General features: G+C 65.6%; 25 protein-coding genes. 16 read left to right on the top strand and 9 right to left on the bottom strand.

The window, feature by feature from the left end; all coding sequences use genetic code 11:
- Positions 1–5 precede the first annotated feature (5 nt).
- The 5 genes from AC1Q6Z_RS34055 to AC1Q6Z_RS34035 all read left to right on the top strand — a co-directional run bounded on the left by AC1Q6Z_RS34055 (position 6) and on the right by AC1Q6Z_RS34035 (position 5,977).
- Positions 6–2,339: a glucose/quinate/shikimate family membrane-bound PQQ-dependent dehydrogenase gene (locus AC1Q6Z_RS34055; protein ID WP_492650604.1), complete on the top strand. Its 2,334-nt coding sequence runs from the start codon at positions 6–8 to the stop codon at positions 2,337–2,339.
- A gap of 77 nt (positions 2,340–2,416) precedes the next feature.
- On the top strand, positions 2,417–4,093 hold the full coding sequence (locus tag AC1Q6Z_RS34050; protein ID WP_492650603.1) for an ABC transporter ATP-binding protein: 1,677 nt from the start codon (positions 2,417–2,419) through the stop codon (positions 4,091–4,093).
- An 86-nt stretch (positions 4,094–4,179) separates the two neighbouring features.
- The gene (locus AC1Q6Z_RS34045; RefSeq protein ID WP_492650602.1) at positions 4,180–4,635 is read left to right on the top strand and encodes a hypothetical protein; all 456 of its coding nucleotides are present in this window, start codon (positions 4,180–4,182) and stop codon (positions 4,633–4,635) included.
- 231 nt (positions 4,636–4,866) lie between these two features.
- Entirely contained in the window at positions 4,867–5,367 is a 501-nt protein-coding gene (locus AC1Q6Z_RS34040; RefSeq protein WP_256120799.1) for a GNAT family N-acetyltransferase, read from the top strand.
- Between the two features lie 25 nt (positions 5,368–5,392).
- Positions 5,393–5,977 (top strand): DJ-1/PfpI family protein, encoded by a 585-nt coding sequence (locus tag AC1Q6Z_RS34035; protein WP_492650601.1) that lies wholly within the window; start codon positions 5,393–5,395, stop codon positions 5,975–5,977.
- A 32-nt stretch (positions 5,978–6,009) separates the two neighbouring features.
- On the opposite strand, the gene AC1Q6Z_RS34030 is transcribed toward AC1Q6Z_RS34035, so the two are convergent.
- Both AC1Q6Z_RS34030 and AC1Q6Z_RS34025 read right to left on the bottom strand, forming a co-directional pair.
- Positions 6,010–6,918 carry a c-type cytochrome gene (locus AC1Q6Z_RS34030; RefSeq protein WP_492650600.1) on the bottom strand — a complete coding sequence of 303 codons (909 nt, stop codon included), beginning with the start codon at positions 6,916–6,918 and terminating at the stop codon, positions 6,010–6,012.
- A gap of 120 nt (positions 6,919–7,038) precedes the next feature.
- Positions 7,039–7,482: a c-type cytochrome gene (locus AC1Q6Z_RS34025; RefSeq protein WP_492650599.1), complete on the bottom strand. Its 444-nt coding sequence runs from the start codon at positions 7,480–7,482 to the stop codon at positions 7,039–7,041.
- 212 nt (positions 7,483–7,694) lie between these two features.
- Here AC1Q6Z_RS34025 and AC1Q6Z_RS34020 point away from each other — a divergent pair, with 212 nt between their 5' ends.
- On the top strand, positions 7,695–8,867 hold the full coding sequence (locus tag AC1Q6Z_RS34020; protein ID WP_492650598.1) for a glycosyltransferase family 87 protein: 1,173 nt from the start codon (positions 7,695–7,697) through the stop codon (positions 8,865–8,867).
- Here the strand turns inward: AC1Q6Z_RS34020 and AC1Q6Z_RS34015 are convergent.
- Positions 8,836–9,471 (bottom strand): LysE family translocator, encoded by a 636-nt coding sequence (locus AC1Q6Z_RS34015; RefSeq protein WP_256120794.1) that lies wholly within the window; start codon positions 9,469–9,471, stop codon positions 8,836–8,838. The two genes, AC1Q6Z_RS34020 and AC1Q6Z_RS34015, sit on opposite strands and share 32 nt — an antisense overlap.
- A 121-nt stretch (positions 9,472–9,592) precedes the next feature.
- Between AC1Q6Z_RS34015 and AC1Q6Z_RS34010 the strand changes: the two genes are divergently transcribed.
- Positions 9,593–10,291 carry a helix-turn-helix transcriptional regulator gene (locus AC1Q6Z_RS34010; protein WP_492650597.1) on the top strand — a complete coding sequence of 233 codons (699 nt, stop codon included), beginning with the start codon at positions 9,593–9,595 and terminating at the stop codon, positions 10,289–10,291.
- An 8-nt stretch (positions 10,292–10,299) separates the two neighbouring features.
- On the opposite strand, the gene AC1Q6Z_RS34005 is transcribed toward AC1Q6Z_RS34010, so the two are convergent.
- The 3 genes from AC1Q6Z_RS34005 to AC1Q6Z_RS33995 form a co-directional block, all read right to left on the bottom strand.
- Positions 10,300–10,668 carry an HVO_A0114 family putative DNA-binding protein gene (locus AC1Q6Z_RS34005; protein WP_492650596.1) on the bottom strand — a complete coding sequence of 123 codons (369 nt, stop codon included), beginning with the start codon at positions 10,666–10,668 and terminating at the stop codon, positions 10,300–10,302.
- On the bottom strand, positions 10,669–10,950 hold the full coding sequence (locus tag AC1Q6Z_RS34000) for a toxin-antitoxin system TumE family protein (RefSeq protein WP_492650595.1): 282 nt from the start codon (positions 10,948–10,950) through the stop codon (positions 10,669–10,671).
- A 99-nt stretch (positions 10,951–11,049) separates the two neighbouring features.
- Entirely contained in the window at positions 11,050–11,652 is a 603-nt protein-coding gene (locus AC1Q6Z_RS33995) for a superoxide dismutase (RefSeq protein ID WP_435269668.1), read from the bottom strand.
- 210 nt (positions 11,653–11,862) lie between these two features.
- Here AC1Q6Z_RS33995 and AC1Q6Z_RS33990 point away from each other — a divergent pair, with 210 nt between their 5' ends.
- Entirely contained in the window at positions 11,863–12,255 is a 393-nt protein-coding gene (locus AC1Q6Z_RS33990) for a hypothetical protein (RefSeq protein ID WP_492650594.1), read from the top strand.
- Between the two features lie 225 nt (positions 12,256–12,480).
- Here the strand turns inward: AC1Q6Z_RS33990 and AC1Q6Z_RS33985 are convergent, their stop codons facing one another.
- The gene (locus AC1Q6Z_RS33985; RefSeq protein WP_492650593.1) at positions 12,481–13,365 is read right to left on the bottom strand and encodes a branched-chain amino acid aminotransferase; all 885 of its coding nucleotides are present in this window, start codon (positions 13,363–13,365) and stop codon (positions 12,481–12,483) included.
- 183 nt (positions 13,366–13,548) lie between these two features.
- Between AC1Q6Z_RS33985 and AC1Q6Z_RS33980 the strand changes: the two genes are divergently transcribed.
- The 3 genes from AC1Q6Z_RS33980 to tam all read left to right on the top strand — a co-directional run bounded on the left by AC1Q6Z_RS33980 (position 13,549) and on the right by tam (position 16,260).
- Complete coding sequence (locus tag AC1Q6Z_RS33980; RefSeq protein WP_492650592.1) at positions 13,549–14,589, top strand: zinc-dependent alcohol dehydrogenase family protein; 1,041 nt, start codon at positions 13,549–13,551, stop codon at positions 14,587–14,589.
- A 246-nt stretch (positions 14,590–14,835) separates the two neighbouring features.
- Positions 14,836–15,486 (top strand): haloacid dehalogenase type II, encoded by a 651-nt coding sequence (locus tag AC1Q6Z_RS33975; RefSeq protein ID WP_256120786.1) that lies wholly within the window; start codon positions 14,836–14,838, stop codon positions 15,484–15,486.
- Positions 15,487–16,260, top strand: a complete 774-nt coding sequence (tam, locus tag AC1Q6Z_RS33970) for a trans-aconitate 2-methyltransferase (protein WP_492650591.1) — start codon at positions 15,487–15,489, stop codon at positions 16,258–16,260.
- Between the two features lie 198 nt (positions 16,261–16,458).
- Here tam and AC1Q6Z_RS33965 read toward each other — a convergent pair whose 3' ends face one another.
- Positions 16,459–17,352 (bottom strand): LysR family transcriptional regulator, encoded by an 894-nt coding sequence (locus AC1Q6Z_RS33965; RefSeq protein WP_439619117.1) that lies wholly within the window; start codon positions 17,350–17,352, stop codon positions 16,459–16,461.
- A 143-nt stretch (positions 17,353–17,495) separates the two neighbouring features.
- Between AC1Q6Z_RS33965 and AC1Q6Z_RS33960 the strand changes: the two genes are divergently transcribed.
- The 4 genes from AC1Q6Z_RS33960 (at position 17,496) to AC1Q6Z_RS33945 (ending at position 21,771) form a co-directional block, all read left to right on the top strand.
- Entirely contained in the window at positions 17,496–18,689 is a 1,194-nt protein-coding gene (locus AC1Q6Z_RS33960; protein ID WP_492650590.1) for an MFS transporter, read from the top strand.
- A 29-nt stretch (positions 18,690–18,718) separates the two neighbouring features.
- Positions 18,719–19,552: an aldo/keto reductase gene (locus AC1Q6Z_RS33955; RefSeq protein WP_492650589.1), complete on the top strand. Its 834-nt coding sequence runs from the start codon at positions 18,719–18,721 to the stop codon at positions 19,550–19,552.
- A gap of 97 nt (positions 19,553–19,649) precedes the next feature.
- Positions 19,650–20,537, top strand: a complete 888-nt coding sequence (locus AC1Q6Z_RS33950) for a serine hydrolase domain-containing protein (protein ID WP_492650588.1) — start codon at positions 19,650–19,652, stop codon at positions 20,535–20,537.
- Between the two features lie 73 nt (positions 20,538–20,610).
- Positions 20,611–21,771, top strand: coding sequence for an MFS transporter (locus AC1Q6Z_RS33945; RefSeq protein WP_492650587.1), 1,161 nt, complete (start codon positions 20,611–20,613; stop codon positions 21,769–21,771).
- 7 nt (positions 21,772–21,778) lie between these two features.
- Here AC1Q6Z_RS33945 and AC1Q6Z_RS33940 read toward each other — a convergent pair whose 3' ends face one another.
- Positions 21,779–22,171, bottom strand: coding sequence for a hypothetical protein (locus tag AC1Q6Z_RS33940; protein WP_256120779.1), 393 nt, complete (start codon positions 22,169–22,171; stop codon positions 21,779–21,781).
- Between the two features lie 238 nt (positions 22,172–22,409).
- Here AC1Q6Z_RS33940 and AC1Q6Z_RS33935 point away from each other — a divergent pair, with 238 nt between their 5' ends.
- Positions 22,410–23,972 carry a helicase HerA-like C-terminal domain-containing protein gene (locus AC1Q6Z_RS33935; protein WP_492650621.1) on the top strand — a complete coding sequence of 521 codons (1,563 nt, stop codon included), beginning with the start codon at positions 22,410–22,412 and terminating at the stop codon, positions 23,970–23,972.
- Positions 23,973–24,199 lie beyond the last annotated feature (227 nt).

The raw sequence follows: 24,199 nt of genomic DNA, 5'->3' as shown, positions 1-24,199 counted from the left end.
CTGCCATGTTGCTCACGCTGACCGCCGCCCTCTTCGCCATCATCGGATTGGTGCTGACGGGCGGAGGCGGGTGGCTGCTGTCGCTCGGCGGCAGCCCCTATTACCTCGTCACCGGCATTGCCTTCATCGTCACTGCCATCCTGCTTTTGCGCCGCTCCAGTGCGGCGCTGTGGCTTTATGCGCTGATCATTCTCGGCTCGCTCGGCTGGGGCATCTGGGAAGTCGGCTTCGACTGGTGGCAGCTCGGCCCGCGCGGTGGCGTCATCGTGCTGCTTGGCCTCTGGCTGATGCTGCCCGCCATCCGCCGGCCGCTCGGCTTTGCCAGCCCCACCGGCACAAGCTATGCCGCCTCCGCCCTGCCGCTCGCGGTCGCCGTGCTCGTCGCCATCGGCGTCGCCGGCTTTTCGCTGACGCAGGACCCGCATGACATGGCCGGCGACCTGCCGACCGATATCGCCAACGCCACGCCCGCACTCGGCGGCAACGTGCCCGCCGGCGAATGGCACCAGTATGGCCGCACGCAATATGGCCAGCGCTATTCGCCGCTCGACCAGATCAACACGGATAATGTTTCGACGCTGAAGGTCGCCTGGCAATACCAGACCGGCGACGTGAAACTGCCCGACGACGTCGGCGAGACCACCTACCAGGTGACGCCGCTGAAGGTGGGCGACACGCTCTACATGTGCACGCCGCACAATTGGGCGATCGCGCTCGATGCCGCGACCGGCAAGGAGAAGTGGAAATATGATTCCAACTCCGGCATGAACCCGGACCGCCAGCACCAGACCTGCCGCGGCGTGACCTATTATGCCGACCCCGCCGCCACCGCCGGCACGACCTGCGCCACCCGCGTCTACCTGCCCACCTCGGACGCCCGCCTGATCGCGCTCGACGCGGCCACCGGCGATGTCTGCACCAGCTTCGCCCAGAACGGCGTGCTGCAGCTCGAACAGGGCATGCCCTTCAACCCGGCCGGCTACTACTATTCCACCTCGCCACCGGTGATCACCGACGGCAAGATCATAATCGGCGGCGCGGTCAACGACAATTACTCGACCCAGTCGCAATCAGGCGTGATCCGCGCCTTCGACGTCAATTCCGGCGCGCTCGTCTGGAACTGGGATTCCGGCAATCCGGACGTCACGACGCCGCTGCCGGAAGGCCAGGTCTATACCGTCAACTCGCCGAATTCCTGGTCGGTCTTCAGCTATGACGAGGCGCTCGGCCTCGTCTATATCCCGCTCGGCAATCGCGTGCCCGACCAGCTCGGCATGGGCCGCAGCGAGCATGTCGAGAAATATTCGTCCTCGATCGTCGCGCTCGACATCAAGAGCGGTGCCGTGCGCTGGGTGCGCCAGACGGTGCATCACGACCTCTGGGACATGGACGTGCCGGCGCAGCCGGCGCTGATCGACATCACCCGCGAGGGCGCCACCATCCCCGCCCTCGTCGGCCCGACCAAGCAGGGTGACATCTACGTGCTCGACCGGCGCACCGGCGAGCCGATCATCGGAGTGAAGGAAATACCGGCGCCCACGGGCGCCATCCCGGAGGATTTCACCGCGCCCACCCAGCCGATCTCCGACCTCACCTTCTCGCCCCCGCCGCTGACCGAGAAGAACATGTGGGGCATCACCATGTTCGACCAGCTCGCCTGCCGCATCGACTTCCTGTCAATGAAATATGAGGGCCGCTATACGCCGCCGTCGCTGGAAGGCACGATCGTCTATCCCGGCAATTTCGGCACGTTCAACTGGGGCTCCGTCGCGGTCGATCCGGAGCGGCAGGTGATGTTCGGCATGCCGACCTACCTCGCCTTCACCTCCCGCCTCGTGCCGCGTGACCAGATTCCGCCGAAGGGGCAGGACGAGAAGGGCTCCGAACAAGGCCTCAACCGCAATGACGGCGCGCCCTACGGCGTCGTCATGGGGCCGTTCCTCGGGCCGCTCGGCATTCCCTGCCAGGCGCCGCCATGGGGCTATGTCGCGGGTGCCGACCTTGCCACCGGCAAGATCGCCTACAAGCACAAGAACGGCACGGTCATGGACATGACGCCGCTGCCGCTGCCCTTCAAGGTCGGGGTGCCCGGCATCGGCGGCCCGATCATCACCAAGGGCGGCCTCGCCTTCCTCGGTGCCGCGGTCGACGATTATCTGCGCGCCTATGACGTGACGAGCGGCAACCAGCTCTGGGAAGCCCGGCTTCCCGCCGGCGGCCAGGCCACGCCGATGACCTACACGGTCGGGCAGAAGCAGTACGTGCTGATCGTCGCCGGCGGCCACGGCTCCGTCGGCACCAAGCCCGGCGACTACGTCATCGCCTATACGCTGCCGTAACAGCCTGTCGGTCTGCTTCAGCCGGCGCGGGTTGCCTCCCCGCGCCGGCCTTTCTACGCTCCCCTGGAGGTTTGCCCATGAAGGACGACTGGCGGCTGATCGCCGCGCCGGTGAAACATGTTCTCGTCAATTACTGGCGTTCCTCGCGCGGCCTGCTGGCGCTCGTCGCCGCGATCGTCTTCCTCTCGGCGATCTCCTCCGTCGCCGCGCCCTATCTGTTCTCCCGCCTCGTCGACACCTTGACGGCCGACCGTTTCGCAGAGGTGCTGGCGGCGGGGTTCGTGCTCTATGCCGTGCTGATCGGCGCATCCGCCGCGCTTCAGAACATGGTGCAGTACCTTTCCTTCATGAGCGCGCAGAACCTCAGCTTCATCGCCAGCACGAGCCTCTTCGAACGGCTGCTGAAGAAGAGCGCCGCCTTCTTCACCGAGCACAATCCCGCCGAGATCGAAAGCGCCGGGCAGCGCGGCGAAGGCGCGATGATGACGCTCGTGCAGCTCGCCCTCATCGTGTTCATTCCCGGCGCCACCCAGATCGCGCTCGCCCTCGTCATGCTCGGCGCGACGATCAATCTCGACGTCGTGCTGATCGTTCTTGCCTATGGCTGCGCCTTCATCACGCTCACCGCCGTTGCCAACCACCGCACGCGCAGATATCTCGACGAGGCGATCAAGGCCGGCCAGGAGAACGCGAAATTCGTCGGCAATGCCATGACGGCGATGGAGACGCTGCGCCATTTCGGCAGCCATGGCTGGATGCAGGCGCGCTTTTCCGAAAAGGCCGGAGAGGAGCGCGACAACTGGATCACCTTCTGCCGCCGGCGCATCGGCTATTCGTCGCTGATGGGCGCGGGGCTCGCCGTGCAGTTCGTCGTCACCTTCCTGCTGCTCCTGCCGCGTTACCGGGCGGGTGAGTTCAGCGTCGGCGACGTCGTGCTGTTCAACACGCTGCTTTTGCAGCTCAACCAGCCCTTCGAGATGATCGGCCATGCAATCGACGACGTGGTGCGCGCCCGCGCCAACCTGCTACCGCTCGCCCGCATCTGGGCGTCCCCCGAGGAACCGGACGCGGCGGCCGCCGGCGGCTTCTCCTCCGGCGAGGGCCGGCTCGCCTTCGAGAATGTCTCCTATGCCCATGAAAACGGCCGCGGCGTCGAGAATATCAGCTTTGCCGCCGAGCGCGGCCGCATTACCTATCTCGTCGGCGAGACGGGCTCCGGCAAATCGACGCTGCTGCGCCTCGTGCTGAAATCGATCCGCCCCGCGAGCGGCCGCATCACCGTCGATGGCGGCGATCTCGACAGCGTTTCCCAGCGCAACTGGTATGGCGCGGTCGGCATCGTGCCGCAGGAGGCGGTGCTGCTCAATGACACGCTCGCCGTCAACATCGTGCTCGGCCGCGAAATGGACGCGGCGCGGCTGAAGCGCGCCGCCGAAAAAGCGGCGATTCTTTCCTTCATCGAGGGCCTGCCGGAGGGGTTTGCGACGATGGTCGGCGAGCGCGGCATGAAGCTTTCGGGCGGCGAGCGGCAGCGCATCGCCATTGCCCGCGCGCTCTATGCCGATCCGGAATTCCTCTTCCTCGACGAGGCAAGCTCGGCGCTGGACGAGGCGACGGAGGCGGGAATCATGCAGCATATCCGGGGCCTTGCCGGCGACGTCACCATCCTTGCCGTCACCCACCGCAAAAGCGTTATCGCGCCCGCCGACCATGTCGTCCGCCTCGGCGCGGGCCGCGTCGAGAGCGAAGTGTAGGAACAGGCCAGTCTTCCAAAACCAGTAAGTCTCGCAAAAGCTGCAACCGCTAGGGTTTCCTAAAGTTGTTTCAGGGAACCATTTGCATGAAGATCGACGGCAGCATGCTTTCCGCCTACACGCTCGGCAAGCCACGCACCCAGACCAGCGACGACAGCCTCTACAGCGGCATGGGTGGCGGCGGTTCCTCGGCCCGCAATATCCCCACCGTCAGCCCCACCGCGCCGATCTCTTCCGGCTTTGCCAATGCGCTGTGGCTGACACAGGCCAAGCTCGACAAGGCCGAGGACGGCAGCGACAGCCTCGTCGCGGAATTCATGGAGCTTTCCAAGATGACGCCGGCCGAGCGCCTGCGCAAGGAAATGCTGGAGGAGATGGGCCTGACGGAGGAGAGCCTCGCGGCCCTTCCGCCGGAAGCGCGCGACGCGATCGAGGAAGAGATCCGCCGCGCCATGAAGCAACAGCTCGGCATCGACGAGAACCCGCAGGCAGGCACGGCGGCCGGGCAAGCCGCCGCCGGCACGGAGGAAGCGGAGGCCTGACCAGTCTCCGCTTTCATCCCCATTTTGTCCCGCATGTTTCTTGCAGTGGACCAATTGACAAATGGCGCGAAACGGAGAATATCGCGTCCATGATCAAGAGCACGCACATCGCCGCAACGTATTTTTGGCTGTTCCGATAAGGAGCGGCTGATTGATCATGTCAACAAGCCGCCGTCAGGCGGCTTTGTTGTTTCTAAGGCACCTGATGGCAGAAAACCGAAGGAGCCCGAAATGCACAATACCGTCATCAAGCTTGAACCGAATGCCCTCGAACGCCCGCCGATGCTGACCATCCGCGCCGCGCGCCCGGGCGACCTGCAGCAGATCCTCGACATGATCGCGCTGCATGCCGAATGCCACGGCGACACCGCCAGGATCTCCGCCGCCGATCTCGACCGCGACCTGTTCGGCAACAATCCCTGGGTTACGGCCCTTGTGGCGGAAGCTGGCGGACGGCTGATCGGCTACGCGCTGCTCGTGCCGCTCTACCGCGCGCTCGAAGGCCTGCGCGGCATGGAGCTGCACCAGATCTTCGTGCGCAAGGACAATCGCGGCCACGGCATCGGCCGCCACCTCGTTTCCCGCGCCCGCGAGCACGCCCGCATTGCCGGCTGCGGCTACCTGTCCGTGAGTGCCGCGACCGGCAATTTCGGCGCGCACCGCTTCTACGAGCAGATGAATTTCCGCGCCGGCCCGGTCACCGGCATGCGCTACGTACAGGCGCTGGGCTGAAGCGCCACGACAAGAGGAGGCCATCATGGCGAAGCGATTGGCAATCGTGCTGACGGAGGGTTACGCCGACTGGGAATGCGGGCTGCTGATGGCGACGGCGCGCGGCGACTGCGGGGCGGAGACCGTGGTGCTGACGCCCGGCGGCGCCGGGGTCACCTCGCTCGGCGGCGTCTCCATCACGTCGGCAGGGGCGGTGGAAGCGGTTTCGCCCGACGGTTTCGACGTTCTGGTGCTCTGCGGCGGCACGGTCTGGCAATCGGATGCCGCGCCCGACCTTTCGGCTCCGGTCGGGCGTTTCGTGGCCGCCGGCAAGCCCGTCGCCGGGATCTGCGACGCCACGCTGGAACTCGCCCGCCTGGGCCTGCTCGACGATCGTGCCCATACCGGCAATTTCGCCGGGCAGATGAAACAGGTCGGCCCCGCCTATCGCGGCGAAGCGCTCTACCGCAACCAGCCGCAGGCCATGCGCGACCGCGGCGTCATCACCGCCTCGGGCGCCGCACCCGTCAGCTTTGCCCGCGAAATCCTCGACGCCATCGGCCTCGGCTCGGACGAACTGTTTGGCTATCTCGGCATGTACGGCGATGAACATAAAAAGGCACCGGCCTGATCCGACGAACCTCGCCGCTCCCCCCTCTGCCCTCACCGCGCGGGGATAGCCTTCAAATAAGCCGCGATGGCGTCGCGGTCTTCCTTGGGGAGTTGCGCCATGTTCTTCTGCACCGAAACCATGGCGCCGCCGACGCTGTCGAAGTCGGGGGTGAAGCCGGTTTCGAGGTAGTTGGCGATGTCGCCGGCGCTCCAGCTGCCGAAGCCGCCCTCGGCCGGCGTGATGTTGGGCACGCGCCCCTCGCCTTCCGGGTTCGGCCCCCCGGCCAGCCACTGGTCGGTCTTCAGACCGCCGAGCATGTCGCGCGGCGTGTGGCATTCGCCGCAATGGCCGGGGCCTTCGACGAGATACTGGCCGCGCTTGACCGTCTCATCGGCATTTGCCAGTTCGACGCGCGGCGCTTCGTTCAGGTAGAGGAACTTCCAGCCGCCGAGCGCCAGGCGGATGTTGAACGGGAACGGCAGCTCATGCCCGGGCGCGACATTCGTGCTCTTCGGCAGGGTCTTGAGGTAGCCGTAGAGGTCGTTGATGTCCTTTACCGTCATGCGCGCATAGGAGGCGTAGGGGAAGGACGGGTAGAGATGTTCGCCGTCGCGGCCGGTGCCGCGCTTCATGGCGTCGCCGAATTCCGAGAGCGTCCACGCCCCGATGCCTGCCGTCTCGTCCGGTGAAATGTTCGGCGCGTGGAAGGTGCCGAAGGGGCTCTTCAGCGCCAGTCCGCCGGCCAGCACCAGCTTCTGGTCGTCCGCCGCCCCCGGTGCCGCATGACAGCTCGAACAGCCGCCGGCATGGAAGATGCGCTCACCGTTCGCGAGATCCGGTTCGCCCGCCGCAGCCCAGGTCTCCGCCGGCAGCCGCTCGGGCGCCGTGAGGAAGACAAAGGCGCCCGCGCCGAGCGCGCCCAGCACGACGATCCCGCCGAGGAGTTTTTTCAGTGCCATGAGCCATTCCCTCTCGCCGCCTGCGCGATCCTGTCCTTGCGGATCGAAACGTCAATACACCGCCCCGGACGGAGGCCGGGACAGTGCTTGTTTTTCTGGGGTGGAGCCGGCCTACCGCGCCTAGTTCTTCAGGCGGTAGACCTCATGACAGCCGCCGCAATTCGGGCCGAGCGTGCCGAGGGCGGCACCCACGCCAGCCTGGTCGGCGGGCATGCTGGCGAGCACCGTGTCGGCATCCGCGCCGAGCTTCGCCGCCTTGGCCTTGAAGTCGTCCATCGCTTCCCAGATCTTCGGGCTCGCTTCGGTTTCATGGCCCGTCTCGGAGCCGGCCGGGAACTGGTCCGGGAAAGCCTTGCCGACTTCGCTGATCGTGGTCAGCGATGCCTTGACGATCTCCGCGTCATAGGGCTTTTCGCCCTTGGCAATGCCGGCGAGCGCGCCCATGGCACCGCCCACACTCTTCATCATGCCCTGGCGCACGACCTGCGGTTCGTCCGCCGCGATGACCGCGCCGGCGCCGATGGCCGCAAGCACGGCCGCGGCCGCCAATGTCCTGAACTTCATCAAGTTCTCCCGATTGCTGGCGGCCGGTTGTTTCCGCGCCGCCGGTTTAACGATGCATGAGCATGATTGCATTTTGAACGATTCCAGACAGTAAAATCTTTTTGATGGAACCTGTCGCGAAAGCGCCCGGCTGCCGGTGCTACATGAAGCGTTCCTTAACCTCGGCATGGCAGGTTTTTCGCAAGTGTCGCCCCGAGGGGTCTCTGTCCCGCATGCGAAAAGCCGCCTCCCCCCTGTTCTCCGTCGCCCTTCTCGCCACGATCGTCGGCGCGGTCTTCGTCGTGATGCTCGCAATCGACCCCGGCACGCTGACATTGCACTGGACGGACAAGGATTTCGCCAATTACTGGATGGCGGCGCGGCTGGCGCTGGAAGGCCGCACGCTCGACGTCTTCGGCCCGCATGAGAGCTATCTCGCGCATCTCCGGTCGCTGTTCGGCGCCGATTATCCCTGGCGCGCCTGGAGTTACCCGCCGCATTACCTGCTGCTGATGCTGCCGCTCGGGCTTTTCGCCTACAAGACGGCCCTCGTCCTCTTCCTCATCACCACATTTCTCCTGCTGTGCGGCGCGCTGCACCTCGCCGCCCGGCAGATGAAGGGATGGCAGCTTCTCCTTCTGCTGCCGGTAGCGCTTACAAACGCCTTCGTGGTGCAGAACGGCTTCCTGCTCGGCGCGCTGCTGATCGCCGGGCTTGCGCTTCGCGACAGCCGGCCGGTGCTGGCGGGCATCTGCTTCGGGCTTTTGACGGTGAAGCCGCAACTCGGCGTGCTGCTTCCCCTGCTCTTGCTGTGGGAGCGCCGGTGGCCAGCCATCGCCAGCGCCGTCGTGACGGCGCTGGCCCTCTTCCTGCTCTCCGTCGCCCTGTTCGGCATCGAGGCCTGGGCGGGGTTCTTTCACTATGTCACGCCCTACCAGGTGCATGTCATGAAGGAACTGACGGGCCTGTTCCTCCATATGATGCCCACCGTCTTCGGCGCGATCCGCAGCCTGGATTTTGGCGCGCCGACGGCGTTTGCGGTCCACCTGCCCTTCGCGGTGCTGGCGCTCGTCCTCTTCAGCGTCAGCCTTCTGCGTCTCGACCAGCCGGAAGCGCGTTCGGCGAGCACGGTTTTTGCCACGGCGATGGTTATGCCCTATCTGGCGAGCTACGATCTCGTGGCGCTCGTCGCATCCGCCGTGCTCTGGATCGACCGCAGGCCGTCGTCCCTCGCCTTGCGCTTCTCCCTGGTCTGCCTCGCCTGCGTGCCCCTGGTCATGCCCCTGTTGAGCCTCCTCGGCTGGCCGGTCGCGCCCATCGTCATCCTCGCCACCTGGCTCGGCCTTCTCGGCCGTGACGGCGTGCTGCCGCGTCTCACAAGGCGCCCCAGCCCCGCCACAATGTAAATGCCGCGATCGCCACCAGCAGCACGCCGGCCGCACGGCCGATGAAGCGGGTGGCCGCGGGGCTGCCGATCAGCGCATCGCGGCTGCGGGCGGCGGCGAGCGCCAGCCCGCCATAGACCGCAAGCTGCGTCACCCAGATCATCAGCAGCATGACCGTCGCCTGCCGCCACAGCGGGCCGAATTCCGGGCGCAGGAACTGCGGGAAGACGGCGAGCATGAAGAGATAGGCCTTCGGGTTCATCAGGCTCGTCAGCGCGCCCTGGCGGAAGCGCGTCAGCATGCCTCGCCGGTCGAGGCTGTCGACGGCATCGATGGTGATCGACGAGCGGAAGAGCTGCCAGCCGATCCAGGCGACATAGGCGGCGCCCAGCACGAGCAGGATATTGAACAGGTTCGGCGCGAAATGCAGCAGCATGCCGACGCCGAGCGCCGCATAGAGCGTGTGCACGAGCCCGCCCGCCATGATGCCGAAGGTCGCCGACAAGCCGGCCTTGCGCCCGCCGGAGAGCGAACTTGCGAGCACGAAGACCATGTCCATGCCCGGCACGATGATGATGCCGGAGACGAGCAGGAAGAAGAGCCAGAGGTTTTCGCTGTAGGTCATGTCAGTTGTCCGTTACCATAAACCGCTCGGAAGACCCATGCTTCCTTTTGTTTCAAGCGCTTGAAGCGTGCTATACCGAAGGCCAACTGACAGGGATGTGTCAGTTGTAATGGAGACGACCATGCGCAAGGCCTCGCGGCTCTTCGAGATCATCCAGATCCTGCGGCTTGCCCGCAAGCCCGTTACCGGAGCCGAAATCGCCGAGCGGCTGGAGGTGACGGTGCGCTCAATCTACCGCGATATCGCAGCCCTTCAGGCGATGCGCGTGCCGGTCGAGGGCGAGCGCGGCATCGGCTATATCCTGCGCCCCGGCTTCGACCTGCCGCCGCTGATGTTCTCCATCGAGGAGACGGAAGCGGTGGTGCTGGCGCTGGCATTGCTGGAGCGTACCGGCGATACGGAGCTGCGCGCCGCCGCCCGCCGCGTCGGCGACAAGATCGCCGGGGCCGTGCCGCCGCCGCTGCGCCAGACGCTTTCGGCCCGCGCGCTGCACGCCTGGGGCACAACGCGGCCCCAGCCGGAGGGCATCGACCTCGCCACCGTGCGCCGCGCGATCCGCGACGAGGAAAAGCTGGTGATCGACTACCGCGACGAATATGCCCGCGCCACCGAGCGCACGATCCGCCCCATCGCCCTCATCTACTATTCCGAGACGGCCAACATCGTCGCCTGGTGCGAATTGCGCAAAGCCATCCGCAACTTCCGCGCCGACCGCGTGGAAGCCTGCGAGGCAACGGGCGCGCATTTCCCCGGCGAGGGCGACAGGCTGAGGCAGGCGTGGATTTCAGGCTGGGCGGAGAACCAACGGAGTGTGGGGTAAGCCGGACGCTAGGCGACCGCGCGCAAATCGAAATCGGCGTGGATGACATCGAAGGGCACTTCGACCTTCCCGTCATCGGTGCGTTCGATAATGCCCCAGTCGGCGAGCGCGACCACATCCTCGTGCACCCGCTTCACATCCCGTTCCAGCGAGCGCGCTAGCGCCCGGATGCTGCTCGGGCCGATCTTCTGCAAATGCTCGATCAATGCCCACCGCTTCGGGCTGATGACGGAGAAAAGCTGCGCCGGCGAACTGAAGGTGAAGGTCGCAACCGGGTCGGACGGCACGCCCGTACGGGCCGCTTCTGCCGCCCGCGCAAGGCTTTCCGAAAGCAGCGCTTCGGCATCGCTGCGGATCTGGATCTGGGCGCGCTTCATTCAAGGTCTCCTTTTCGCAATCTCCGCCCGAAACTCTTCGAGCAGCGCAGCGACGGTGGAGAAGGCGTAGGGCCGCTCCTTTCCGTCGAGATGGCAATGATCGCCCTTGCCGCGTTCATTGTCGAAGCCTACGATACGCCGGCCGTCCCGCCCGTAGAACAGGCGGTACTTGTAGAGATGGGTGCTTCCCGCAACAGGTTCGGTAACCCGCCAGAGCACGATCTCGACGATCGCCCCATCCGGCAGCACCGTTTTCGACCGTTCGAGCAGCACGGCATCCATGTTGGCATTTATGCCATCATGGAGGCGGTTTGTCGACCAATGAAAAACCCCGGCCGTTGCCAGCCGGGGTTTCCACAAATTCGAAAAAACCGAAGCGGCTTACTTCGTCGCGGCTTCGTAGCGCTCCAGGACGTAGTCCCAGTTGATCAGGCTGTCGACGAAGGCTTCGAGGTATTTCGGGCGGGCGTTGCGGTAGTCGATGTAATAGGAGTGTTCCCAGACGTCGACGCCGAGGATCGGCTCTGCGCCGTGAACGAGCGGGTTTTCGCCGTTCGGGGTCTTGGAGATGGCGAGCTTGCCGTCCTTGACGGAGAGCCAGGCCCAGCCGGAGCCGAACTGCGTGGTGCCGGCGGCGATGAAATCGGCCTTGAACTTGTCGTAGCCGCCGAGATCGCTGTCGATCGCGGTCTGGAGCGCGCCCGGCAGGCTCTTGCCGCCGCCGCCCTTCTTCAGCCACTTCCAGAAATGGACGTGGTTGTAGTGCTGGCCGGCATTGTTGAAGAGGCCCTGGTTGGTGCCGTAGGACTTCTTGACGATCTCTTCGAGGGAGAGGTCCGCGAGGCCCGCTTCCTCCGCCAGCTTGTTGCCGTTGTCGACATAGGCCTTGTGGTGCTTGTCGTGGTGATATTCGAGCGTTTCGCGCGACATGAAGGGCGCAAGCGCATCGTAATCATAGGGAAGCGGCGGAAGTTCGAAAGCCATCGTGGTGTCTCCTCTTGGCGACGGAATTTTTTTCAATGAAATCCGTGAGCGGAACATAGGAGCGGCAATCGGCAGAGGCAACCGCCCAAGTTCCAAATTTTCCTGACATCGGACAAAATCCTTCCGGTTTTCCGTGTCAGATCAATGACGAAGCGGAACGAAAACCGATTCGGGACATTTTGTCCGACGTCCACCAATCCGGAGCATCCCATGCGCGTCCTTCCGCTTACCGCCCTCGTCCTCTCGCTCGCCGCGTCCGTCGCCCACGCCTCGTCCCCGGATGCCTGGGAGGAATTCCGCGCCGACGTGGAGAAGAGCTGCGTGGCGAGCCTGCCGGAAGCGCTCGGCACGCCGACGGTCTTCGTCGAGCCGACGGGCACCGAATCCTTCGGCATCGCCGCGATCGAGGGCCTTTCCCCGGAATCGAAGAGCCAGGTCACCTATGTCTGCGTCTACGACAAGCAGAAGAAGACGGTGCAGGTGACACCCGCCATCGCCGCCGAGTTCCTGCATGTGGTGCGCGAAAGCGAGCGCGAGGCCGCCGCGGCAGAACGCGCGGCGACGGGCGACAACAAGACCGTGGACGAGACGGGCCAGGAATAAATAAAACCCCACGCTTTACCACGCGCCCGTGCTCTAAATCCGCCACGCCACCTCTCCTCCGTCATCCTCGGGCTTGACCCGAGGACCCACCTCCACGGCACGCGCTGTCCATGTGGCATGGATCCTCGGGTCAAGCCCGAGGATGACGGAGGAGAGGTAGTGCGCTCGCATATATCCGAGACGGGTGCATGCGCAAAAGCCGGCCTTTCGGCCGGCTCTCTTGTCTCAGGCGTCGCCGTTCGAATGGGCCCAGTCGAAATAGAGGTCGCGGGCCTTTGCGGTGATCGGGCCGGGCTGGAGATTGCGGTCGTCGAGCCGCGTTACCGGCACCACCTTGGAATAGTTGCCGGAGGTGAAGATCTCGTCGGCCGTCTCGAAGTCCGCGAGCGTCAGCGTGGTTTCCACCACCTCGAAGCCTGCGTCCTTCAGGAGGCCGATGACGCGGCTGCGTGTGATGCCGGCGAGGAAGGTGCGGTTGGCGGCCGGCGTGAAGACGACGCCGTCCTTCACCATGAAGATGTTGGACGAGGCGGTCTCGGCGACATTGCCCAGCATGTCGCGCACCAGCGCATTGTCGAAGCCGCGCTTGCGGGCCTCCACCAGCATGCGGGCATTGTTGGGATAGAGGCAGCCGGCCTTGGCATCCGTCGGCATGCATTCGACCGTCGGGCGGCGGAAGGGCGAGAGCGTGAGCGAGGACGCCGCCTTCGGGTCGCCCATCGAGGCCTCGAACAGGCAGAGCGCGAAGCGTGTCGAATCCGGGTCCGGCGCCACGACGCTGGTCGGGGAGCCGTGCTCGGCCCAGTACATCGGCTTGATGTAGATCGCCGTCTTGCCGTCGAATTTTTGCACGCCCTCCCAGGCGAGCGCCTCGATCTCATCGGCGCCGACAGCCGCCCTGAGGCCGAGCGCTTCGGCGGAGCGGTTGACGCGCTGGCAATGGAGATCGAGATCCGGCGCGATGCCGTCGAACCAGCGCGCGCCGTCGAAGACGGTCGAGCCGAGCCACATGGCATGCGAGGTGGGGCCGATGAGCGGCGGGTTGCCCGAAATCCATTCGCCATCCACGAAGGTCCAGGTCGTCGAGCGGGGTGCGGTATCGACTGGCATTTTTCTACTCCTTTTCGCCCATCAAGGCCCGACCGGGCGGGCCGGTCAAGTCGCAAATGCCTTCCGACAGCGCGCGGCACTTGTCCATTCAAGATGTTGAATGGATGTATCAGGGCTTGTCATGGGTCAGCTGGTTGAGAGCCCGGTGGGCGCATGCCATACAAGCATAAAGGGAGAACAGACATGCGCGCGATGTATTACGAGGCCTTCGAGGCGACACCGGAGATCCGCACCCTGCCGGATCCGACGCCGACACCGGGCGGCGTGGTGATCCAGGTGGAGGCGACCGGGCTTTGCCGCAGCGACTGGCATGGCTGGATGGGGCACGATCCGGATATCCGCCTGCCGCATGTGCCGGGCCACGAGCTTGCCGGCCGAGTCGTGGCGACGGGGAGCGCGGTCAGCCGCTTTCGCGTGGGCGAGCGGGTCACCGTGCCCTTCGTGTCCGGCTGCGGCCATTGCGGCGAGTGCCGCTCGGGCAACCAGCAGATCTGCGAGGAACAGTTCCAGCCCGGCTTCACCCATTGGGGTTCCTTTGCCGAATATGTCGCGATCGACTATGCCGACCACAATCTCGTGCACCTGCCCGACGCGATCGACTATGCGACGGCCGCAAGCCTCGGCTGCCGCTTCGCCACCTCGTTTCGCGCCATCGTCGACCAGGCGCGGGTGACGGGCGGCGAATGGGTGGCAGTGCATGGCTGCGGCGGCGTGGGGCTCTCGGCGATCATGATCGCCGCCGCCCTCGGCGCCAACCCGATCGCCATCGACATTTCCGACGAGAAACTGGCCTTCGCCAGGCAGATGGGGGCCGTCGCGACCGTCAATGCCCGTGACGTCGCCGATGTGGCGGAGGCGGTGCGCGAGATCACCGGCGGTGGCGCGCACGCCTCGGTCGATGCGCTGGGCTCGCCCGTCACCTGCTTCAACTCGATCAAGAACCTGCGCCGGCGCGGGCGGCACGTGCAGGTCGGCCTGATGCTCGCCGACCATGCGACGCCGCAGATCCCGATGGCGCAGGTCATCGGCCACGAGCTGGAGATCTACGGCAGCCACGGCATGCAGGCCTGGCGCTACGATGCCATGCTGGCGATGATCGCCGGCGGCAAGCTCGCCCCGCAAAAACTCATCGGCCGCCATATCAGCCTCGATGAGGCGGTGCCGGCGCTGATGGCGATGGACAAGGCGACGGATCTGGGGATCAGCGTGATTACGCGGTTTTGAGTTGGGCTCACCCCCCTCTGCCCTGCCGGGCATCTCCCCCTCAAGGGGGGAGATTGGATGGGGCAATGTTTTGCCCGACATAGACGTTATACTTGAGCAATGTGCTCGCCCCTCGCCGATCTCGCCCTTGAGGGGGAGATGGCCGGCAGGCCAGAGGGGGGGAACCACACACGCCCCACACAATTGACATTCACCAGCGGATGACACCCAATCGCTGGTGAGAATGCTGATAAGGAATCGCCGCCAATGGCCCATGCCGCCTATGTCTTCGACGCCTATGGCACGTTGTTCGACGTGCATGCGGCGGTGCGCCGCCATGCGGGCGATGTGGGGCCGAACTACCAGAGCTTTTCCGAGGTCTGGCGCGCAAAGCAGCTCGAATATTCCTGGACGCGGGCGCTGATGGGGTCCTATGCCGATTTCTGGCAGCTCACCGAACAGGCGCTGGACTTCACCTTCAAGCGCATCGGCGGCGTCGATCCGGCGTTGCGCCAGAAGCTGCTCGATGCCTATTGGAAGCTCGACTGCTACCCGGAAGTGCCGGCCGTGTTGAAGGCGCTCAAAAGCCGCGGCGCGCATATCGCCATCCTCTCCAACGGTTCCCCCGCCATGCTCGCCTCCGCGGTGAAGAACGCCGCGCTCGACACCGTCATCGACGACATCTTTTCCGTCGACGCGCTGAAGACCTACAAGACGGCGCCCGCCGTCTACGATCTCGTGACGACGAATTACCGGCTCTATCCGGATGCCGTCTCCTTCCAGTCGTCCAACCGCTGGGACATTGCGGGTGCCACGAAATTCGGCTTCCGCACCGTCTGGATCAACCGCAACGACATGCCGGACGAGTATTTCGACCTTGGCCCGGCGCTGATCCTGCGCTCGCTCGAAAGTCTCTGAATGGCCTGGTCCGCGGCACAATACCTGAAATTCGAAGACGAACGCACGCGGCCCGCCCGCGACCTCCTGGCCCAGGTGCCCGCCGATCTCGTGGCCGGCACGGTCTACGACCTCGGCTGCGGCCCCGGCAATTCGACGGAACTGCTGGTGGAGCGCTTTCCCGGCCGCGGCGTGCGCGGCGTCGACAATGCGGCGGACATGCTGCGGGCGGCGCGCGAGCGATTGCCGGGCGTCGATTTCGTTGAATGCGACCTCGCGAAATGGCGGCCGCCCGAACCGGCCGCCCTGCTCTTTGCCAATGCCGTGTTCCAGTGGTTGCCCGATCATGTTGCGGTCCTGACGACCCTGATGGACGGCCTGCGCCCCGGCGGCGTGCTCGCCGTGCAGATGCCGGACAATCTTTCCGAACCGTCGCATATGCTGATGGAGGAAAGCGCCTTCGCCGGCCCCTGGCGCAGCCATTTTTCCGGCGGCACGCCACGGCGAAAGCCGCTCCCCGCCCCCGCCGCCTATATGGATGCGCTCGGCCCGAAGGCGGCCCGCGTCGACGTCTGGCACACCGCCTACAACCGTCAGATGGCGGATGCGGGCGCGATCGTCGAATGGGTCAAAAGCACGGGCCTGCGCCCCTATCTCGACTGCATCCCCGCGGAGGAACGCGATGGCTTCCTCGCCGACTACGAGGGCCGCATCGCCAAAGCCTATGCGCAGATGGCGGACGGGCGGCGGCTGTTACGGTTTCCGCGGCTTTTTATTGTGGCGGTGAAGAAGTAGCCGACCGGCGTCTGCGCCAGAAATACCCCCCCTCTGCCCTGCCGGGCATCTCCCCCTCAAGGGGGGAGATCGACTCGCGGAAACGCCCCGCCCAACGCGAACGTTGCGGATGGGGCAATGCCCTCGCGCCCATCCAATCTCCCCCCTTGAGGGGGAGATGCCCGGCAGGGCAGAGGGGGGTCCGAACCGCAACGCCCCTCAGATCTTTTCGACCAGAAAATCGATGAACGCCCTGATGCGGGCCGCGAGGTGCTCGTGGCCGGCGAAGACGGCGTGGACGACTTCGATGTCGCCGGGGTTGAAGGCTTCGAGCACCGGCACCAGGCGGCCGGACACGATATCCGGTTCGATATGAAAACGGCCGATGCGGGCGAGGCCGACGCCGTCGAGGCAGAGCTGGCGCTGGATGGCGCCGCTGGAGACCAGCATGTTGCCGGTAATGTCGTAGGCCTCGACGGTCTGGCCGTCCTCCGACAGGAAAGGCCAGTCGTCCATGCTGCGGCGGAAGTTGAAGCGCAGGCAATTGTGGGACGCGAGATCGGCGGGGTGCTGCGGCGTGCCGTGCCTTTCGAGATATGCCGGCGCGGCGATGATTGCCTTGCCGCTTTCGAGCAGTTTTCGTGCCTTCAGGGAGGAATCGCGTAACGGGCCGGAGCGGATGGCGACGTCGGTGCGTTCGCCGATCACGTCGATGACGCCGTCGGTCAGCGTCAGGTCGAGCTCGATTTCCGGATAGAGCGCCAGGAAATCCGGCACCAGCGGCAGGATGTAGCGCTCGCCGAAACCGACCGAGGCGTTTACGCGAAGCGCGCCGCGCGGCACGACGCGGGCACCTTCCGCAACGATGCGCTCCGTCTCGGCGATCTCCGCGAGGATGGCGCGTGCGCGACCGAGATAGACCTCGCCCTCCGGCGTCAGCTCCAGCCGCCGCGTCGTGCGCACGATGAGGCGCGCGCCGAGCCGGTCCTCGATGCGGGTGACGAGTTTGCTGATCGCCGAGGGCGACAGGCGCAGCTTTCGCCCGGCGGCGGAAAAGCTCTTCAGCTCCGCCGCCAACACGAAAACCTCCATTTCGCCGGCCCGATTGTCCATGCCCCGCCTTTGAATCCAATTCACATATGCTTATCCACTATGCCTCATTAACGAGCAAGTGGCTTTGCCCCATATTCCTCCCCGAACCAACATCGCAACCCAGCCAAGCCGCGCGGACCCAAGACCGCGCGCAGGGAACCGCCATGCCACTCGCCCTCTTTGCCCTGACCGTCGCGGCCTACGCGATCGGCACCACCGAATTCGTCATCGTCGGCCTCCTGCCGACGGTCGCGACCGACCTCGACATCACCCTGCCGCTCGCCGGCCTCATCGTCTCCGTCTACGCGCTCGGCGTCACTTTTGGCGCGCCTATCCTAACGGCACTCACCGGCAAGCTCGGCCGCAAGCCGCTGCTCATCGGCCTCATGGCCCTCTTTATCGCCGGCAATGTGCTGGCGGCGCTCGCGCCGAGCTACGGCATGCTGCTGGCCGGCCGCGTGCTCTCCGCCTTCGCGCACGGCGTGTTCTTCTCCGTCGGCGCCACCATTGCCGCCGATCTCGTCGCACCGGACCGCCGGGCCTCCGCCATCGCCATGATGTTCATGGGCCTGACGGTCGCCATCGTCACCGGCGTGCCGCTCGGCACCTTCATCGGCCAGACCTTTGGCTGGCGCGCCACCTTCTGGGCCGTCGCAGCGCTGGGCGTCGTCGCCTTTGCCGCCATAGCCCTCCTGCTGCCGTCGAACCTTCGCCGGGAAAAGCCGGCGGGCCTTCTGGAACAGGTGCGCGTGCTCGGCTCCGGCCGTCTGCTCATCGTCTTCGCCATGACGGCGCTCGGTTATGGCGGCACCTTCGTCACCTTCACCTTCCTCTCGCCGCTCTTGCAGGAAATCACCGGCTTCAGCGCCAACACGGTCAGCCTCGTGCTCGTGCTCTATGGCGCAGCCATCGCCTTCGGCAACATCGTCGGCGGCAAGGTGGCGGACCGCGATCCCGTGAAGGCGCTCGCTGTGCTCTTCGCCCTCCAGGCCGCCGTGCTGGTGGCGCTCACCTTCACCGCGCCCTCGCCGGTGCTGGCGCTGGTCACACTCGCCGCCCTCGGCTTCCTGTCCTTCGCCACCGTGCCGGGCCTCCAGCTCTATGTGGTCGATATCGCCAAGCGTCACCGCCCGGCCGCCGTCGATGTCGCCTCGGCGCTCAACATCGCGGCCTTCAATCTCGGCATCGCCGCCGGTGCCTGGATCGGCGGGCTCGTCGTCGCCTCCTCGCTCGGCCTCGGCGCCACGCCCTGGGTCGGCGCCATCCTGGTCGCCGCCGCCCTCGGCCTGACGCTCGCCAGCGGCGCGCTCGACCGGCGCGAACGTAGCCAGCCGGACGCCGCCTGCCAGCCGGCCTGAATTTTTCATCCACTCGAAAGGAAATCTCCATGAAAACCGTCAACGCCAATGGCGCAAACATTCCCCAGCTCGGCTTCGGAACCTTCCGCATGCCGGAAGCCGAAGTCCTCTCCATCCTGCCGAAGGCGCTCGCCACCGGCTTCCGCCATGTCGATACCGCGCAGATCTATGAAAACGAGGCGGCCGTCGGCGAGGCCATCCAGACATCCGGCGTCGCCCGCTCCGAAATCTTCCTCACCACCAAGGTCTGGGTGGCGAACTACGGCAAGGATACGTTCGCCGCTTCGGTCGAGGAAAGCCTCGCCAAGCTCAGGACCGACCATGTCGATCTCCTGCTGCTGCACTGGCCGAACGACGCGGTGTCGCTCGCCGACCAGATCGGCGAACTGAATGCCGTGCGCGAACGTGGCCTGGCGAAACATATCGGCGTCAGCAACTTCAACAGCGCGCTGATGGCAGATGCGGTACGCCTTAGCGCCGCACCGCTCGCCACCAACCAGGTCGAGTACCATCCCTATCTCGACCAGACGAAGGTGCTGGAGACCGCCGCGACCCACCACATGGCGCTGACCGCCTATTACGCCATGGCCGACGGCAAGGTGCCGATGGAGGCGGCGCTGAAGGAGATCGGTGCGGCGCATGGCAAATCGGCCGCCCAGGTCGTGCTGCGCTGGCTGATCCAGCAGCCGGATGTCGTGGCGCTGACCAAGACCGCGACGGAAAGCCGGCTTGCCGAGAACCTTGCGATCTTCGACTTCGCGCTGACGCCCGACGAGATGGCGCGCATCCACGGGCTCGCCCGCCCGGACGGCCGCATCGTCAGCCCGGATGGCCTTGCACCCGCCTGGGACCAGGCGGCCTGATTGCCCAAACCCTCTCCCGCGGTTCAGGCCGCGGGAGATTTTCATGTCCGGAAATGCCAGACTTGGCCTCCGATTCTCCCCCCGCGAGGAGGCCCTGTTGGACGATCTCGATACCCTGCTCGCCGCAGGCGGCTCGACCGCATTGCTGGCGGTGCGTGATGGCCGCGTGGTCTTCGAGCGCGGCCGTCATGCTCACCGCTCCAGCGTCGCCTCGGTGCGCAAGTCGCTGATCGGCGTGCTCTACGGCATCGCCATCGAAGCCGGTGAAATCGACCTCGATGCAACGCTCGAAGACCTCGGCATCGACGATCTCTCCCCGCTAACGCGGGAAGAGAAACAGGCGAGCATCGCCGACCTGCTGAAATCCCGCTCCGGCATCTACCACCCCTGTGTCTACGGCATGGAGCCGGGAAGACCCGCGCGCGGCAGCCACCCGCCCGGCACGTTCTGGTACTACAACAACTGGGATTTCAACGTGCTCGGCACGATCTACCGGCAGGAGACCGGCCGCACGCTTGCCGAGGCCTTCCAAAAATTCGTCGCGGAACCGCTGGAGATGCAGGATTTTACGGTGGAGGACATTTTCGATGTTCCCGGCCCGGAATCGCTTCATCCGGTCTACAAGATGCGCTTGTCCGGCCGCGACCTCGCCCGCGTCGGCCATCTCTTCCTCAAGCGCGGCCTCTGGGAACAGCGCCGGATCGTGCCCGAACGATGGGTCCGGGACAGCACCACGGCGTGGAGCGACCTCGGCGGCGGGCGCGGCTACGGCTATCTCTGGTGGACGGCGGAGGCGAATGCGCCGGGTGACAGCCTCAGCATCGACGTCCCGATCACCTATGCCAGCGGTGCCGGCGGGCAATATATCATCGTCGTCGAGGTGCTCAATCTCGTGGTGGTGCACCGCGCGGCCGATGTGCGCAACGGCATCACCCATGCCCGCATGGGCGAAATCCTGCGCGCGCTGCTGCGCGTGATCGGCTGAGCGGCCCCTTCCCAATCAGGGGTCCGATCCGATATGGAGGGTGCGCGCCGAAATGCGGCGCAGGGAGCCCTCCATGTCGTCCTCGTCCCCCACCGTCTTCGCGCCGGACTGGCCGGCCATTGCCGCCGTCATTCTCGGCGTCACCGCCTTTTCCGTGGCGCAGGGGCTCACCTATCCGCTGATCTCGCTGACGCTGGAGGCGCGCGGATTCTCGCCGGCGCTGATCGGCGTCAATGCGCTGGCCTTTGCCGGCGGCCTCGCCGCATCGACTCTGCTGCTCGGCAGCCTGACGGCGCGCTGGCGGGCCGACCGGCTGATCGTCGCAAGCCTCATCGGCTGCTCGTTCTGCCTCGCCACCTTCGCGGCCTTCGATTCCTTTGCCGTCTGGTTCGTCGCGCGTTTCCTGCTCGGCTTCTTCGCGAGCCTCATCTTCATGCTCGGCGAGGCGTGGCTGAACGCCGCCTGCCCGGACCGGCTGCGCGGCCGCGTCTCCGGCATCTATGGTGCCGGCATGTGCGCCGGTTTTGCCGCGGGGCCGCTCGCCATTCCGCTGCTCGGCAGCGAGGGCGGCTTCGGCTTCGCGCTGACGGCCGTTTATCTGGCGATCGTCGCCTTCGCCACCGCCATGCTGATGTTCTCCACCCGCACGGTGCCGGAACCATCATCGACCGGCGACGTCTTCCGCTTCTTCAGGGCGGCACCGCTGCTCGTCGGCATGGTCTTCGTCTTCGGCTTTGCCGATATCGCGGCGATCTCCGCCATGCCGGTCTATTTCGTGAAGATGGGGCATACGGAGGCCTTTGCCGCGATCAGCGTGACCGTGCTGGCGCTGCCGACGGCGATCGCCCAGCCCTTTATCGGCATGCTGCTCGATCGCCTGCCGCGCGAGCGTGTCGCCATGGTCGCCGTCAGCGTGGCGGCGGGGAGCTATCTCATCCTGCCGTCAATGGAATCGGAACTCGCCATCCTGTCGGTCTTCGCGCTGATGGGAACGGCGGCCTTCTCGCTCTATACCTGCGCGCTCACCATGCTCGGCGAGCGCTACAACGGCGCGATGCTGGTGGCGGGAAGTGCGGCCTTTGCGCTGGCCTATGCAACCGGCAGCGGTGCGGGATCGAGCATGACCGGCGCGATCATGGAGGCCGGCGGCCCGAAGGCCGGACCGCTCTCGGTCGGCCTCATCCTCGTGGTGTTCACCGCCGCGCTGATGTTCGCGCGGCGGCGTTCGCTCTAGAAACTTTTTAGACGAACTGGCTGAGGCCCGGCACGGAGGCGACGACTTCGTCGACCACGTCGGCGCCGGCGTGCTCGCGGGCGACGGCCATGGTTTCCTTGGCGAGGCCGGTGATTTCGCCCATGCCGAGGCCTTCGCTCATCAGCTGCTGGCCGAGGCCCATGACGCCGCCGCCGCCGATCGCGCTCATCAGGCCGCCGAGCAGGCCACCGCCGCCCGTGCCTTCGCCATTATACTGCGCAACCAGCTCGGAGGCGCCGGGAATGCTTTCGATCATGCGGGCGACCGGGCCGTCGGCCGCTTCGCGCTGCAGGAAGCCGAGCATCATGCCGATGGCCTTTTCAGCGAGAGCCGCATCGATGCCGACGGCATCGGCAACGCGGGTGACGAGTTCGTTCATGGAAAACCCTCCGAGGGAAATTGACGTTGACGTCAAGGTAAATGAATTCTCCGGCAAACTCAAGCCGGGCGCGCGGGCCTTCAACGGCAGGGCGGGGAGCCCTTTGAAAGCGTGTTGTTCCCGTGCCGGACTATCCTTATAACCTGCCTGAGACGATTCAATGAAAACTTGGGATGGCGCGGTAATCCGCCCCCATCCGGGTCGAACGGCTTCAGGGAGTTTCAACGTGACGGAATCGATTCTTCAGGACGGAAAGCTCTATATCGGCACCAGCCGCAAGCCGGACGATACGAACAACAAGCCGGAATATCTCGACCTGAAGTTCGGCAACCGCCACGGCCTCGTGACGGGCGCGACCGGCACCGGCAAGACGGTGACCTTGCAGATCCTCGCGGAAGGCTTTTCCAATGCCGGCGTGCCGGTGTTCTGCGCCGACGTGAAGGGCGACCTTTCCGGCATCGGCGCGATCGGCGAGCCGAAGGATTTTCTCCAGAAGCGCGCCGACCAGATCGGCCTCACGCCCTACGAATTCCAGGAGTTCCCGGTGATCTTCTGGGATCTCTATGGCGAGAAGGGCCACCGGGTGCGCACCACCATCTCCGAGATGGGGCCGCTGCTGCTGTCGCGCCTGATGAACGCCACGGATGCGCAGGAAGGTGTGATCAACATCGCCTTCAAGATCGCCGACCAGGGCGGCCTGCCGCTGCTCGATCTCAAGGATTTCCAGGCGCTTCTCAACTATATGGGCGAGAATGCCTCGACGCTCTCCAACCAGTTCGGCTTCATCTCCAAGGCCTCCGTCGGCTCGATCCAGCGCGAATTGCTGATCCTCGAACAGCAGGGCGCCGAACAGTTCTTCGGCGAGCCGGCGTTGAAGATTTCCGACATCATGCGCACCACCAATGACGGGCGCGGCGCGATCTCGGTGCTGGCCGCCGACAAGCTGATGATGAACCCGCGCCTCTACGGCACTTTCCTGCTCTGGATGCTGTCGGAACTCTTCGAGGTGCTGCCGGAAGTGGGCGATCCGGACAAGCCGAAGCTCGTCTTCTTCTTCGACGAGGCGCACCTGCTGTTCAACGATGCGCCGAAGGTGCTGACCGAGCGTGTCGAGCAGGTCGTGCGCCTGATCCGTTCCAAGGGCGTGGGCGTCTATTTCGTCACGCAGAACCCGCTCGATGTGCCGGAAACCGTGCTCGCCCAGCTTGGCAACCGCGTGCAGCATGCGCTGCGCGCCTATACGCCGCGCGAGCAGAAGGCGGTGAAGACGGCCGCCGATACCTTCCGCCCCAATCCGGATTTCAACTGCGCCGAAGTCATCACCAATCTCGGCACCGGCGAGGCGCTGGTCTCGACGCTCGAAGGCAAGGGGGCGCCCTCGATGGTCGAGCGCACGCTCATCCGCCCGCCGGCCTCGCGCCTTGGCCCGGTGACGGAAGCCGAGCGGCAGGACATCATGAAGGTCAGCCCCGTCGCCGGCCTCTATGACGAGGATTTCGACCGCGAGTCGGCCTACGAAATCCTGATGGCCCGCGCCAAGAAGGCCGCCGATTCGGCCGCAGCCCAGGAACAGGCGGACGCCCAGCCCGAGGAAAAACCCGCCGGCGGCAGCCGCTGGACATTGCCCGGCTTCGGCGACGAGGAACCGGCGGCACAATCCGCCCCGAAGCAGCCGAAGGGCCGCACCGGCTACCAGCGCGAGACGGTGGCGGAGGCGGCGATGAAGTCGGTCGCCCGCACCGTGGCGTCGTCGCTCGGGAGGGCGCTGGTGCGCGGGATTTTGGGCAGTTTGCGGCGGTAAAGGTAAGGTCTGAGGCCTGTGGCTCACCCCCCCTCTGCCCTGCCGGGCATCTCCCCCACAAGGGGGAGATTAAATGGTGGCCGCGTCCAGCCTCTCGCTACCGTTGCAGATTGAGCGATGCCCGCGCCGCAAGCCGATCTCCCCCCTTGAGGGGAGTGTTCATGTTGGACTCGCGAGGCGTTTTCTTGCGAGGAAGATGTCGAGTGTGATCTGGAGCATTTCGAGTG

The organism is Shinella sp. GW835-FHT14H05 (assembly GCF_058793575.1).
This window is presented reverse-complemented; position numbering and strand designations above follow the sequence as displayed.